Origin of the sequence: Acidovorax sp. NO-1 (assembly GCF_000238595.1) — a bacterium.
Classification (GTDB): domain Bacteria; phylum Pseudomonadota; class Gammaproteobacteria; order Burkholderiales; family Burkholderiaceae_C; genus Acidovorax.
Genome location: NZ_AGTS01000100.1, coordinates 133967 through 147970, shown reverse-complemented (window position 1 = coordinate 147970; position 14004 = coordinate 133967). Strand labels below are relative to the sequence as shown.

Sequence of the window (14004 nt, the reverse complement as noted above, 5' to 3'; positions counted from 1 at the left end):
AGTGAAGTCACAGCTTGCGGCGCCCGGCCTTGGCGCGGCGCAGGCCGTATTGCACGCCAAACGCGATGCCCAGCACCAGCGCAAACCAGCCCACCAGGGCCGCCTGGCTCATCAGATCGCGCACGCTGGCGGAGCGGGCCACATGAGGCGCCAGCAAGATGACCAGGCCAATCAGGGCCAGGGTCACGCTCTTGAACAGCAGCTCCTTGTCGGCCTTGGTGGCGTTGGGCTTGCGCGGGGTGTCGAGAGGTGCTGGCATGCAGATAAAAACGCCGGGGCGTGGGCAGAAGGAAGACCGCGATTATCCTTGCCACCCTTAGAACACAGAAGAAAGTACCCCCCGCATGGCCATCCAGTGGTTCCCCGGTCACATGCACCTGACCCGCAAAGCCATCACCGAACGCATCAAGGACATTGACGTGGTGATCGAGGTGCTGGACGCGCGCCTGCCCGGCTCCAGCGCCAACCCGCTGCTGGCCGAGATCACGGGCCACAAGCCCACGCTCAAGGTGCTCAACAAGCAGGACGTGGCCGACCCCGAGCGCACGGCGCTGTGGGTGGACTGGTACAACGCCCAGAGCGACACGCGCGCCTTGCCACTCGATGCATCCGACCCGGCCCCCACGCGCAAGCTGATTGACGCGTGCCACCTGCTGTCGCCCAACCGGGGCGGCATGGCCAAGCCCATGCGCGTGCTGATCTGCGGCGTGCCCAACGTGGGCAAGTCCACGCTGATCAATACCCTCAGCAACAAGCGCCAGGCCAAGACGGGTGACGAGGCCGGCATTACCAAGCTGGAGCAGCGCATCACGCTGGCCGACGACTTTTATCTGTGGGACACGCCCGGCATGCTGTGGCCGCGCATTGTGGTGCCCGAAAGCGGCTACAACCTGGCCGCCAGCGGTGCCGTAGGCCGCAATGCGTACGACGAGGAACTGGTGGCGCTGGAGCTGCTGCGCCGCCTGCAGAAAAACTATGCGCCCTTGCTGGAAGCGCGCTACAAGCTGGGCCTGCCTGCGGGTGCCGTCGCCACGATGCACGACGAAGAACTGCTCGAAGCCATTGGCCGCAAGCGCGGCGCCATGCTGGGCGGCGGCAAGGTCAACCTGCAAAAGACGGCCGAGATCGTGATGACGGACTTTCGCACCGCCATCCTGGGCCGCATCACGCTGGAGACGCCCGCCGAGTTTGAAGCCTGGCGCGCTGCGGGCCTGGCCGAAGATGCCAAGCGCCAGGCCAAAAAGGATGCGCGCACCAAGGCCAAAGGCAAGGGCTCGGGGGTGCGCGAGCCCGCGCCCGGCAGCAACGACGGCGCGGACTGACCGCGCCCCGCGCCGCGCGCCGGCGGGCGTGCGAGCGTGCGGCGCCCCTCGCCCGAGAGCCTGCGTTGCGTGCCGGCCGCTGTGGGCGTTTTGCAGGTAGGCGAACCGCAAGGCTGCGGTTAGGATGGCTTTCCCCCTACCGCACCCACGTCGCCATGGCCGAAGCCACCGCTGCTGTTCCGCTGCCCGACCACGAAGACGCCACCACACGCCATCTGGTGCGTGTGGCAGGGTGGTCCGTGATGCTGCTCGGCGGCACCATTGGCGTGTTGCTGATGTTTGACGACCCCGTGCAGCCCATGCGCATTGCGCTGAACCTGGTGGCGGCCACGGTGGGCGCCGTGGCGCTGTGGCTGGCGCGCCAGCGGCGGTGGACGCAGGCGGCCCACCTGCTGGTGTGGGGCGTGTGGGTGTCGGTGTCGCTGGTGGCGGCACGCAATGGCGGGGTCAATGGCCCCAACCTGCTCAACTACCCGGTACTCATCGTGCTGGCCGGATGGCTGCTGGGTTCCCGGGCCACCCTGACGCTGGTGGGCCTCACGGCGCTGCTGTTTCTGGGGTTCATCTGGGCCGATATCGAGGGCATGTTCAAGCCGGTGCAGGTGGCCAACCGGGTGGCCGGTGCGGTGTACCTGGCCGGTATTCTGGTGCTCACGGCCGCGGCCACGCTGCTGTCGCGCCGCAATTACATGCGCCGGGTGAGAGAGGCGCAGCAGACCGCTGCCCACCTGGCCGCGAGCGAGGCCGAATTGCGCAAACTGCTGCGGGCGGTCGAGCAAAGCCCCGAGAGCATTGTCATCACCGATCTGAAGGAAGACATCGAGTACGTGAACGAGGCCTTCGTGCGCCGCACGGGCTATGCGCGCGACGAGGTGATGGGCAAGGCATCGGCCGCGTACTCCAGCAATGGCCTGGCGCCCGCGCAGCGGGACGGCCTGCGTGCCACCCTGGCGCGGGGCGACAGCTGGGCGGGCGAACAGGTCAATTTCCGCAAGGACGGGCAGGCGGTGACCGAGTCGGTCGTGATGGCCCCCATCCGCCAGCCCGACGGTCGCATCAGCCACTTTGTAGAGCTCAAGCAGGACATCACCGAGCGCAAACGCGCGGCGCAGGAGATCCACCGCCTGGCGCATTTCGACAGCCTCACGGGTCTGCCCAACCGCTTCACGCTGGTGGAGCGCCTCGCGGCGCTGCAGGCACGCGGAGGGCGCGCGCGAGCGGCGCAGCACGCCCTGCTGCTGCTGGACCTGGACCGCTTCACCACCTTCAACGATGCGCGCGGAAGCGAGATGGGCGACCGCCTGCTGTGCGCCGTGGCGCTGCGCCTGTCCGAGATACTGCCCCCGCAGGGCCTGCTGGTGCGCGTGGCGGGCGACGAATTTGCCGTGGTGCTGCACGGCCTGGGCGCAGACGCCTCGCTGGCGGGCCGGCGTGCGCTGGCCTTTGCCGAAAAGCTGCAGACGGCGTTGCTGCGGCCTTTGCACCTTCAAGACAACGACACCGAACAAGCCCAGCTCGGCGCGAGCGTGGGCATCACGCTCTACCCGCAAAGCGCCAACGATGTGGCGCACGACGCCCTGCGCCGCGCGGGCACCGCACTGCACCGCGCCAAGCAAGCCGGTGGCGGGCGCGCGGCCTTCTTCGAGCAGGGCATGGGCGAGGCGGCCGAGCAGCGCTTTCGGGTGGAGCGCGAGCTGCGCCAGGCCATCGGCGCGGGTGAGCTGCGGCTGTACCTGCAGTCGCAGGTGGACGTGTTGGGCCAGCTTACGGGAGCTGAGGTGCTGGTACGCTGGCAGCACCCGCGCGACGGACTGGTGGCCCCGGCGGTGTTCATCCCTGTGGCCGAGGAGTCGGATCTCATCGTGAGCCTGGGCGGCTGGGTGCTGACCCATGCCTGTGCGCTGCTGGCCCAGCCCGTGTTTCACGAGCGGCGCCTGCGGCTGTCGGTCAACCTGAGCGCGCGGCAGTTCCGGCAGGCGGGGTTTGTGCCGCAGCTGCGCGCCCTGCTCGCGGCCAGCGGTGCCGACCCGCGCCTGCTGACGCTGGAAGTCACCGAAGGCCTGGTGATCGACGACTTCGAAGGTGCGGTGGCCAAGATGAGCGAGCTGGCGGCGCAGGGGGTGGACATCTCGCTGGACGACTTTGGCACCGGGTATTCGTCGCTGGCGTATCTGAAGCGCCTGCCGATCCAGGAGATCAAGATCGACCGCTCTTTTGTGCACGATGCACCCACCAATGCCGACGACGGCGTGTTGGTGGAGGGCATCCTGTCGGTGGCCCGCCACTTTGGCCTGCGTGTGGTGGCCGAGGGGGTGGAGACCCGCGAGCAGGCCGATTTTTTGAGCCGGCGCGCCCCCGACATCGTGTACCAGGGCTACCTCTTCGGGCGGCCCGAGCCCGAAGCCGACTGGCTGGCCCGTGCCGCGCAGACGTACCCCGCGCTTGCCGGGCAGGGTGTCTGAAATTTACATAAAAATAGCTGCCAGCGCTTATGGGTAAAGCGCTGGCAGCTACATAAAGCGTAGCAAAAGATGGGTTGGCGCACGAGCGCCACTGCACGGTGCCGTTACTTGTTCTTGTCCTTGCCGCGCGGAATGACGGTGGTCACCGGTGGCATCGGGCGGTCAGAGCCGCCACTTTCCTTCGGGGGCGAAGTGTCCTTTTTGGGCTTCTTCGCCATCTTGTTGTTGTGCATCTGTCCTTTGGCCATGGGGCCTCCTTGAAAGGTCTCGGGATGGGACCGTTCCGGGATGGTACGTCACAAACCGGTGGGCTCTGTGCCGTCGTGCGGGTACTGCCGGTGTGGCCGCAGGTTCTGCGAGCATGCCATCGAGCCCTTGCCCAGGAGTGCCGGGCCGCCGCAGGGAGCCATCCTTGCCTGACCCGTTCGACGAATGGGGGTACGGTTTGTTTTGACGCTGGTGAACTCCGTTGACAGCAGGGTTTCAGAGGCGCCGCCTACCAGCGCAATGCGGCCGCCTCATCCGTCCAGAATATCCACCGCCGCACTTCCGCATACGGCGAAGTGCCTATGGAATACGGGTCCATCCCTGTCTCCACGCGCTCCAGGTGCACCAGGTAGCCGCCGTAACTGGCCGCCCACAGTGTGCTGCCGTCGGGCGACATCTCCAGTGCGCTGAGGGTGCTGCCAATGTGGTGGCGCCACAGCGGGCGCCCGTCGTCGCTGAGGGCGTGCAGGTAGCCGTCGGCATCGCCCAGCACCACCATGCCGGGCAGGGTGGCAGAGGCATACACGCGGCAGCGTTCGTCGAGCGGCGGGGCGTCTTCGTCCGCTACATCGTGCAGCGCGCAGCCCACGGGAATCGCACGGGTGTTGCCCCCATACAGATGGCAGGAGTTGGCGAACAGGCGCGTGCCGTCGTGCGAGAAGGTGGCGTGGTGCGGGTAGGAGGACAGCGCTTCGTATTCAGCCACCCGCTTGCCTTTCGCGTCCAGCAGGATGTGATTGCTGTCCTGGTCGCCCACGGCGATGTGGCGCTCGTCCGGTGACAGGGCCATGTGCAGCATGTCGAGCGCGAGCATCGTGATTTCGGTGCCATTCACCGTTTCATCCTGCTGGTTCTTGGGCCAGGTGTAGGGGCCGTCGTCGTCAAATGTCTGGGGGTGCAGGCGTTGCACACCGTGGTTGCCCTGGCTGCTCAAGAGGTAGATGCCCGTGGGGTTGCGCAACAGCACACGCTGGCCATCGTTGAACGGGATCAGCTCGTCGCAGCGCTGGCCCAGCGGGCCGGGCGACACCTGCACGTGGGGTGGCAGTGCTTCGTTGCCCTGGGGCAGTGCAAATCGGGCCATCACGGGGCCAGCAAAACCGTCGTGTGTGGTGATGTGCTGGCCGTCGCTTTGCGCAAAGCAGCGCCGGTTGGGCGAGCGGCCCAGGCCGCGCAGTGCAGGCAGGGGGACGTACCGCAGGCCCTGCAGCTCCACCCAATGGGCGGTGTCGTCATAGGGGGCTCCGATGCGCGCCAGCACGCGGCCGTCGTCCAAGGCGAACACCGGGCCGATGAAGCGGCCTGCATTGGCGGCGTGCCGCACGAAGGCGTCGGGGGCAAATGCAAAGCGCTGGCGAAAGCGGTCGGCCAGGTCTTCGTCGGCGTGGGTGCTGACCACGCGGGCCAGTTGCAGCACGGTCGCGGCAACCGCCTTGCGCGGGTCGGCGGGCGGGTCGCTGTCGTCGTGTTCTTCTTCCTGTTCTTCCTCGGCATCGCCGTTGCCTTCGTGCGCCTCGGCCGCATCCAGGGCGAGCTGGCGCGCACGGATGGCGGCCACATAGCTTTGCCCGTCGGCCTGCCATTGGTCGGACAGCGTCATCAGCTCCACGGGGAAGACCGCTGCATCGGGCAGGTCGGGCGCCAGCGGGGGCGTGGCCAGCAGGTGCACGGCGGCTTCAATGCGCCGCGCCTCGGCCTGGTGGGCCTGCTCGTGTTCGTGCTGGGCGCGCACGCGTCCCTCGACCGCAACGTAAAAACGCAGCAGCCGCGCAATGTGGTCGGCGGCGCTGCGGGGCAGGGGGGTGCGGGCATCGCTCTGGCGCTGCGCCGAGGTGAACTCCACCGCCGCAGGCCCGGCCAGTGCAGGTTCGATGTTGATCTGGTAGGCGCTGTGGGCGTTGTCATCGTCATCGCCGGGGGCTTCGTCGCCGTTTTCCCAGCTGAGCTTGAGGGCGCGGCCCCAGGGCTCGCCTTCGTGCATGCAGGGCTGGCGCGCACCCACCCACACGTCGCCTTCCCACCAGCCGTTCTTGTCGCTGTCCCACCAGTCGTTGTAGCGCTCGGTGAACACGGGCAGGCTGGTGAAGTCCTCGATGCGCTCTGCGGTCAGCTCGGCCCGCAGGCGCTGGTACAGCGGGTAGCGGGCGCGGTGCTGGCCTACGGCCTTGCGCAGGTAGTCCAGCACGCCGCGCCAGGCCAGCGTGCAGGCCTGCCAGGCCTGGGGGCTGGTGTCGGGCGCCAGGGGCAGCCACTCGCCGGGTTGGCCGCCCTGGTAGGCGCGGTGCACCAGCGTGAGCTGTGCGGTGGTGGGCACCTTGCGGCCCTGCACGGCGGCGGCCAGGCGCGCCAGCAATCCTTGGCGCTCGGGCTCTTGCGATACCGCCAGATAGAAGTCCCAGGTCTTCCAGACGGTGATGAAAACGCTGTCATCGCGCGGGTCGCCATCGGCGTCCACATGCCGCTGGCACAGCAAAAAATCGGTCTGCTGAAACCAGCCGGTGGCCGTGTGCTCCTTGGGGCCCATCACCGGCGTGTGCACGGCGGTCAGGATGTTGCGCACGCTGATGGCCTCGTCGGCAAACAGCCCTGCCTCCTGGGGCATCAACGCGTGGATCTCGGCGCTGCTGCGCGTGGCGTTGTCGCCCGCGCGCACGGCGGCCAACACGCGGGGGCGGCTGAGCATGCTGCTGATGCCGTGCTCGCCATCGTCGATGCCGTCATGGAACTCGGGCGTGAACACGATGCCCGCGATCTCGCTGGCGAACTCCGCCAGGTGCGGCACGCCGCGCACCTCGTCCATGAGGAACTCCACCTGCTCGGGCCCGGCGATTTCCACCTTGTATTCGCCGGTGAACAGCGCCACCCGCGCCGTGAGGCCACCCCTTACGGTGAGCCCGCCATGGGGGCCGTGGCCCCACAGCAGGTCGGCCACTTGCAGCGCGCCCTGCACATACAGCAGCTGGCCGCCTACCACGGCGTTGTGCAGGCGCGCGTCGCCCAGAACGATGAGGTGGGTGGCGCCATCGGTGTCGTCGCAGGTGAGCGCGCCGTCGATCTGCAGATGACCTTCGATCAGCACCAGAAAGGGTGGGCCTGTGGGGGCTGGGGCGTCGATGCCACCTTGCAACAGCGCCCGCAGCGGGCCGCCGCTGGCCAGGGGCGCATCCAGGTGCAGCTCGGGCACCTGCACATCACCGGTGATGCAGAGTACGGTGTCCGTGGCCAGTGCATCCGTGGCCTCTGCCAGGCGCTGGGCGATCCAGCTGTCGGCGGGCAGTCGGGCAGCCACATCGGCCAGCGGGCAAAGTCGGGCAGTGGGCATGGGGCAACAGAGTGGTGGGTCCAGGGGCGGGGCATCGTACACCGCAGGCCCCGGGGTTTCTGTTTTGCGCAGAGAATGATGTGTTGTCTTATCAATTGCCTGCCCATGACGCAAAACGCCCCCGTCTTCGAAGTTCTCCCCCGTGACCTGTCTGCCTACCGGCAGGGCAATGTGGGCATCGACTATGTGCATCGGTTTGAATCGGGACAGCCGGGGCCTCATGTGCTCATCAATGCCCTCACGCATGGCAACGAGATCTGCGGCATGGTGGCGGCCTCGCACCTGCTGGATACGGGGGTGCGCCCCCGCATCGGCACGCTGACCATCAGCTTTGCCAACGTGGCCGCCTACGAATCGTTTGACCAGGCCCGTCCGTTCGAGAGCCGCCAGCTGGTGCACAACCTCAACCGCATCTGGTCGGCCGGTGAGCTGGACGGCACGGCTGCAAGCCCCGAGCTGGACCGCGCGCGGGTGCTGCGCCCGGTGGTGGCTGCGGCCGACCACATCCTGGACATCCACTCCACCAGCCAGGACGTGCAGCCCTTCTGGGTGTACCCCGGTTACCAGCGCAATGCGGATGTGGCGCAGGCCATCGGCCGCCCGCCCGTACACCTGGTGATGCCCAGCGGGCTGGGTTCGGGCACACCGCTCATCCAGCATGGCCGCCATGGCCTGGCCGAGAGTGAGGGCGTGGCGCTGGTGGTGGAGTGTGGCCAGCACTTTCGCCAATCGGCCGCCGACGTGGCGACGGCCGCTGCGCTGGATTTTCTGGCGCACTTTGGCCTGATCGAACCGGTGGCGAGCCGCCCCGCACCGGGCCCGCAGCACCGCTATGAGCTGCTGGAGACCTGCATGGTGCGCACGCCGGACTTCCGCTTTGCACGGCCTTTGCTGGGCTTTGAGGTGTTTGCCCGGGGTGAGCTCATTGCCACCGACGGCCCGCACGAAATCCGCGCGCTGTGTGACGACTGCACGGTGATGATGCCCACGCGCGAGCCCATCGTGGGCCGCGAGGCGGTGTACCTGACCCGCCCGCTCTGACCGGCGTAGCCCGGCCCGCTCAGAAGGACGAGCCGGGCTGGGCGAGGAAGGCCAGCTCCTGCGCGGTGGAGGTGCGGCCCAGCACGGCGTTGCGGTGCGGGTAGCGCCCGAAGCGCGCAATGATGTCGCGGTGCGCCACCTCGAACTTGAGGTTGTTCTCCAGCCCCGGCTGGTCAAACAGCACCATCGCCTGGGCGTGCACCACCAGCGACTCGCTGTGCATGTAGGGCATGTAGGCAAACGCGCGCTGGGCAGGGGCCAGCGCCTGGTCGTGCCGCCCGGCCACCAGCTCCTGCGCCAGGGCCAGTGCGTGGGCATCCTGCGCAAAGGCCAGCGGCGAGCCCCGGTGGATGTTGCGCGAGAACTGGTCCAGCACCAGGATTTCCGCCAGCCGCCCCTGGGGCGTGCTGCGCCAGCCCCACAGCTCGCACTGCCGCGCCGCCTGCAGCGTGGCCCCGAAGCGGACACGGATCATGGCGTCGATGGCGTCCTCCTGGGCGAAGTGCTGTTCGGGGCTGAGTTCTTCGAACCAGAAGTGCAGGATGTCGTCGGCTTGCATGGTTTTTGATTAAAAAGTGGCCCTGGCGCTTGGTGGTAAAGCGCTGGTAGCTATTATTTCAGTAGCAGTTGGTGGCGATTGTGTGTGCGCATGCATGCACCGGAGTGCACTGGCCTAGGGGCGCTGCAGCTTGCGCGCGCGGCGCTTGCGCTGCCGGTCCAGAAACCACGCCATGAAGGGCAGGATGAGCATGGAGCCGGGAATCACCCACACGAAGAGGTAAGGGCTGACTGAGGATGCCGAGCGCATCACATCGCGCAGGTGGGCGCGCTCGGCGGCCGTCCAGTTGCCCTGGCGGCGCTGCTGCACCATCCACACCACCGAGCCTTTCACCGTTGCCATCTCGCGCTTCAGGCGGCTTTTTTCGCGGCTGTTGCCGGCGAGAAAGGAGCAGAACCACTGCGGCGCGTACTCCATCTTGCGCTGAAAGGCGAGCGTGGAGTCGGGGTCGAACGGCTCTGCGGCAATCAGCGCAGGGTCCGGGGCCGGGTTGGATGGCTGCTCGGTGGTCATGGCGCAGCGATTGTCGCCGCACCGCCGTTTCGCGCCAAGCGGCCCATCGGCTGCTGGCGATGTGGGCAGGGGCCGGCTCAGCGGTGCATTTCGCCCGAGCTTTCGGGCTGGTACAGGATGGCCTTCACCTTCACCGTCATGGATTTGCCGCCCGGGCCCGGCCAGGCCAGCTCGTCACCCACCGACAGGCCCAGAAGCGCGCTGCCCACGGGCGCAAAGATGGATATGCGGTCGGTGCTGCCGTCCATGTCGCGGGGGTACACCAGCGTCAGGCAGAACTCCTTGCCCGTTTCCACGATGGAGAACTGTACGGTGGAGTTCATCGTCACCACATGGGGCGGAATCTCCTCGGGCGCCACCACGTCGGCGCGGTCCAGCTCGGCCTGCAGCTCTGCCTTGCCCGGGAAAACACTGGCCGGAATAGCGGCCAGCAGGGCCTCTATGCGGTCCACGTCCAGGGACGACAGGATGATCTGGGGCTTGCGCGCCATGGCGGTACCTCGGTGGTTGGTTGCAAAGGTCGGGACTGTAGACCATGGCGAATCTCGCACTGCCCTGCGCGGGCATTGGGCAGGGTGTGAAGCTTGCGCCAGACAGGCCCTGGTGGTGCCGTGCAGGGCTTGTGCGCAAAGGAGGTTGTGGGAATGGAGGGCAAAATACTGTGTAAATAATCAGTAGTCTTGGTACGATGCGGGTTGCCATGCCGCGCCCCACCACCGATCTGTCTGACGTGCCGCCCGCTCCCGAAGCGGTGCATATTCCCCTGCAAGCCATTCGCGGCCGGGGTGCGGCCACGGCCATGGCGCACCGGTTTGTGCGCGACGCGCGCGAGGTGGTGGACGATGGCTGGGGCCACCCACCCTGGCAGGAAGCAGAAGACGAAGGCGCCGCCCCCGCGCTGGCCACCCGCGTGCACCTGGAAACCGCCCGCAGCGCCATCTGCGCCAACGACTCGCCGGACATCTTCTTCGAGTTGTCTGTCAACCCGTATCGCGGTTGTGAGCACGGGTGTATCTACTGCTACGCCAGGCCCACACACAGTTATCTCAACTTTTCACCCGGGCTGGACTTTGAAACGCAGATCGTCGCCAAAGAGAACATAGCCGCGCTGTTGCGCACCGAGCTGTGCGCGCCACGCTATGTGCCGCGCTTGCTCAACATCGGCTCGGCCACCGACTGCTACCAGCCCGTGGAGCGCGACCTCAAGCTCACCCGCAGCCTCATCGAAGTGATGCGCGACGCGCGCCACCCGTTTTCGCTCATCACCAAATCCAGCGGGGTCGAGCGCGATCTGGACCTGCTGGCCCCGCTGGCCGCCCAGCGGCTGGCCGCCGTGTACATCACCATCACCACGCTCGATGCTGCCCTGGCGCGCCGCATGGAGCCCCGCGCCGCTGCGCCCCACCGGCGCCTGCGCACCATCCGCGCGCTGGCCGAAGCGGGCGTGCCCGTGGGGGTGAGCGTGGCGCCACAGATCCCGTTCATCACCGAAGACATGGAACAGGTGCTGGAGGCCGCGTACGACGCCGGGGCCCGCAGCGCCTTCTACACCGTGCTGCGTCTGCCCTGGGAGCTGGATGCGCTGTTCCGCGAATGGCTTGAGGTGCACTACCCGCAGCGCGCAGCCCGCGTGATGGCGCGGGTGCAAGACCTGCACAACCTCTCGGACGCCCAGCGCGGCGCCGGCAAAACCTACAACAGTGATTACGTATCGCGCATGAAAGGCAGCGGCCTGTGGGCCGACCTGCTGCGCCAGCGGTTTGCCGCCACCTGCCGAAAGCTGGGGCTGAACCGGGAGCGGGTGGAGCTCGATCTGACGCAGTTCCGGCCCGGGCTGCTGCAAGGGCAGGCCAGCCTGTTCTGACGGATTTCGCTGGAAATTTTGAACCAAATTGACCGCCAGCGCTTATCCATAAAGCGCGGGCAGCTATCAATACAGTAGTGCGCCGCTGCGCTGGGCGTCACGCCCCCCACAGGCCCAGCACGACCTGCGTGTACAGCGGAATCCCCAGCACGATGTTGAGCGGAAACGTCAGCCCCAGCGACAGGCTCACGTAGAGCGAGGGGTCTGCCTCGGGGATGGCAAACCGCACCACCGCAGGCACCGCGATGTATGACGCACTGGCCGCCAGCACCATCAGCAGCACAGCGTCGCCCGCGGGCACCTTGGCCACCCAGGCCAGTGCCAGCGCCAGGGTGGCGTGCACCAGGGGGCCCAGCACCGCGTAGGCCAGCAGCCAGGGGGACTGATGCCGCACGGCGGGCAGGTTGCGCGCCGTGGCAAGCCCCATGTCCAGCAGGAACAGGCACAGCATGCCCTTGAACAGATCGCCCGAGAACGGCTGCATGGCCGCCTTGCCAGCATCGCCGGTTACCAGCCCGATCACCATGGCCCCGAGCAGCAGCAGCTGCGTGCCGTCGGTGAACGATTCGTGCAGGATCTTGCCCATCGACAGACCCGGCCCGCCATGGCCCGCGCGTGGCGCGGGGGCGGCCATCCCACCCCCGCCCGGCGCCGCCATGGCCAGCACCGGCTGGCCGTGAACCGCACGCAGCGAAGCCGGCGTGCTGGCCGCAGCAGCCAGCCGCTGGCGCTGCGCATTGGCCAGCATCACTGCCAGGATGATGGCGGGCGACTCCATCAGCGCCATCGCGGCCGCCATGTAGCCGCCGTAGGGCACCGATTGCGATTCAAGAAACTGGGTGGCGGTCACAAAGGTCACCGCGCTCACCGACCCGTACGTGGCCGCCACCGCCGCAGCGTTGAAGCCCGACAGCACCCGCCGCAGCAGCACATAACCCACCAGCGGCACCACCACCGCCAGCAGCATGGCAAGGCCCAGGCTGCTCACCACGCTCGGCGTGAGGCCCGAGGCAGCCAGGGCAAAACCGCCCTTGAGGCCCAGCGCCATCAGCAGGTAGATCGACAGAAACTTCGAGATGGCCGCAGGCATCTCCAGGTTCGATCGGACAAGGCCCGCAAACACCCCCAGGGCAAAAAACAGGATCGCAGGGTCCAACAGGCTTTGCATCATTCACTCCTTTTGCAGCGATGGTAGGCAGGGCAAGGTGCAAAGTAAAATCGATTTGAATGCGGCTATCTATAGATAAAAACCTATGAATATCACCTTCCGGCAGTTGCGGCTTTTCCTGGCGCTGGCAGAAACCGGCAGTGTCAGCGCAGCGGCCCGCGTCATGCACGTCACCCAGCCCACCGCGTCCATGCAGCTGCGCGAGGTGACCCAGGCCGTGGGCCTGCCGCTGTATGAAGTCATCTCGCGCCGCGTGCACCTTACCGAGGCCGGCCAGGCCCTGGCCCGCACCGCGCGCGCGATTGCGGGCGAGTGGGATGCGTTCGAGCAGCGGGTGTCGGGCGCCAAGGGCCTCACCAGCGGGCGCCTGAAGGTGGCGGTGGTCAGCACGGCCAAGTACTTTGTGCCGCGCCTGCTGGGCAGCTTCTGCAAGCTGCACCCGCAGATCGACATTTCGCTGGAGGTGCTCAACCGCGACCACGTCATCCACCGGCTGCGCAGCAACCTGGACGACCTTTACGTGATGTCCATGCCCCCGGCCGACCTGCCGCTGGAGGACCAGATCCTCATGCCCAACCCGCTCGTGGTCATCGCACCCGCCGGGCATCCCCTGGCGCTCAAAAAGCGCGTCAGGCTCGACCAGCTGCAGGCAGAGCGCTTCATCCTGCGTGAAAGAGGCTCCGGCACCCGCATGGCCACCGACGCACATCTGCGCCAGCTGGGCTTTGCCCCCGGTGCGGTGCTGGAGCTGGGCAGCAACGAGGCGATCAAGGAGTCGGTGGAGGGGCAGCTGGGCGTGTCCATCGTCTCGCGCCATGCGCTGGGTGAGCACCACGAGGGCCTGGCCGTGCTCAACGTGCAAGGCTTTCCCATCCGGTCGCAATGGCACCTGGTCTGGCCCAGGGGCAAGCAGCTGTCACCCATTGCCGAGGTGTTCCGCGGGCATCTGATGGGCCAGGTGGAGGGGTGGATGGGCCCTGCATAAGGCCGGGTGGCTCAGCCCGGCAACCTGGCGATCACCTTGATTTCGAACTGAAATCCCGAGAGCCAGGTGACGCCGATGCCGGTCAGTGCCGGGTACGGCGCGCTGCCCCAGTACTCAGGCACCACCTGCCAGATGCGGGCCAGGTTCTTCTCCGGATCGACCACGAACACGGTCACATCGACCACGTCATCGAAGGTGCAGCCGGCAGCAGCCAGCACGGCGTTCAGGTTGTCGAAAGCGCGCCGCACCTGGGCCTCCAGCCCCGGCTCGGGGGATCCGTCATCGCGGCTGCCGACCTGGCCCGACACAAAGAGAAAGCCGTTGGACCGGACGGCCGGTGAGTAGTGGTTCTTTTCGTAGAGAGCCTGCGGGCCCGCAGGAAAAACAGCATCGCGTGGGGTCATCACATGCCTTTGTTGGATTGGAGAAGGGCACTGTAGGAAATTCGATCGTTTGGATAAACCGGAAAGTCTTGCCAAGACTGTTTGCATAATTCAAACA

General features: G+C 67.1%; 13 protein-coding genes. 5 read left to right on the top strand and 8 right to left on the bottom strand.

Annotated elements, in window-relative coordinates; genetic code table 11:
* Nucleotides 1-7: 7 nt before the first annotated feature.
* Complete coding sequence (locus tag KYG_RS16535) at nt 8-259, bottom strand: hypothetical protein (RefSeq protein WP_008906079.1); 252 nt, start codon at nt 257-259, stop codon at nt 8-10.
* A gap of 85 nt (nt 260-344) precedes the next feature.
* On the opposite strand from KYG_RS16535, the gene ylqF reads away from it, so the two are divergent.
* Complete coding sequence (gene ylqF / locus KYG_RS16530) at nt 345-1322, top strand: ribosome biogenesis GTPase YlqF (RefSeq protein WP_008906078.1); 978 nt, start codon at nt 345-347, stop codon at nt 1320-1322.
* A 155-nt stretch (nt 1323-1477) separates the two neighbouring features.
* Nucleotides 1478-3784, top strand: a complete 2307-nt coding sequence (locus KYG_RS16525; protein ID WP_008906077.1) for a bifunctional diguanylate cyclase/phosphodiesterase — start codon at nt 1478-1480, stop codon at nt 3782-3784.
* 104 nt (nt 3785-3888) lie between these two features.
* On the opposite strand, the gene KYG_RS24865 is transcribed toward KYG_RS16525, so the two are convergent.
* Nucleotides 3889-4032, bottom strand: coding sequence for a hypothetical protein (locus tag KYG_RS24865; RefSeq protein WP_008906076.1), 144 nt, complete (start codon nt 4030-4032; stop codon nt 3889-3891).
* Nucleotides 4033-4280: 248 nt separating this feature from the next.
* Nucleotides 4281-7373, bottom strand: a complete 3093-nt coding sequence (locus KYG_RS16520) for a hypothetical protein (RefSeq protein WP_008906075.1) — start codon at nt 7371-7373, stop codon at nt 4281-4283.
* Between the two features lie 105 nt (nt 7374-7478).
* Between KYG_RS16520 and KYG_RS16515 the strand changes: the two genes are divergently transcribed.
* Nucleotides 7479-8414, top strand: coding sequence for a succinylglutamate desuccinylase/aspartoacylase family protein (locus KYG_RS16515; RefSeq protein WP_008906074.1), 936 nt, complete (start codon nt 7479-7481; stop codon nt 8412-8414).
* A gap of 19 nt (nt 8415-8433) precedes the next feature.
* On the opposite strand, the gene KYG_RS16510 is transcribed toward KYG_RS16515, so the two are convergent.
* The 3 genes from KYG_RS16510 to rnk all read right to left on the bottom strand — a co-directional run bounded on the left by KYG_RS16510 (nt 8434) and on the right by rnk (nt 9977).
* Nucleotides 8434-8973, bottom strand: a complete 540-nt coding sequence (locus KYG_RS16510) for a DUF924 family protein (protein ID WP_008906073.1) — start codon at nt 8971-8973, stop codon at nt 8434-8436.
* 114 nt (nt 8974-9087) lie between these two features.
* Nucleotides 9088-9486: a hypothetical protein gene (locus KYG_RS16505; RefSeq protein WP_008906072.1), complete on the bottom strand. Its 399-nt coding sequence runs from the start codon at nt 9484-9486 to the stop codon at nt 9088-9090.
* 77 nt (nt 9487-9563) lie between these two features.
* The gene (gene rnk / locus KYG_RS16500) at nt 9564-9977 is read right to left on the bottom strand and encodes a nucleoside diphosphate kinase regulator (protein WP_008906071.1); all 414 of its coding nucleotides are present in this window, start codon (nt 9975-9977) and stop codon (nt 9564-9566) included.
* Between the two features lie 209 nt (nt 9978-10186).
* On the opposite strand from rnk, the gene KYG_RS16495 reads away from it, so the two are divergent.
* Nucleotides 10187-11350 carry a PA0069 family radical SAM protein gene (locus KYG_RS16495; protein ID WP_050813885.1) on the top strand — a complete coding sequence of 388 codons (1164 nt, stop codon included), beginning with the start codon at nt 10187-10189 and terminating at the stop codon, nt 11348-11350.
* 97 nt (nt 11351-11447) lie between these two features.
* Here KYG_RS16495 and KYG_RS16490 read toward each other — a convergent pair whose 3' ends face one another.
* On the bottom strand, nt 11448-12518 hold the full coding sequence (locus KYG_RS16490; protein ID WP_034695050.1) for a sodium-dependent bicarbonate transport family permease: 1071 nt from the start codon (nt 12516-12518) through the stop codon (nt 11448-11450).
* 85 nt (nt 12519-12603) lie between these two features.
* Between KYG_RS16490 and KYG_RS16485 the strand changes: the two genes are divergently transcribed.
* The gene (locus tag KYG_RS16485) at nt 12604-13503 is read left to right on the top strand and encodes a LysR family transcriptional regulator (RefSeq protein WP_008906068.1); all 900 of its coding nucleotides are present in this window, start codon (nt 12604-12606) and stop codon (nt 13501-13503) included.
* 11 nt (nt 13504-13514) lie between these two features.
* On the opposite strand, the gene KYG_RS16480 is transcribed toward KYG_RS16485, so the two are convergent.
* Nucleotides 13515-13907 carry a Rid family hydrolase gene (locus KYG_RS16480; protein ID WP_008906067.1) on the bottom strand — a complete coding sequence of 131 codons (393 nt, stop codon included), beginning with the start codon at nt 13905-13907 and terminating at the stop codon, nt 13515-13517.
* Nucleotides 13908-14004 lie beyond the last annotated feature (97 nt).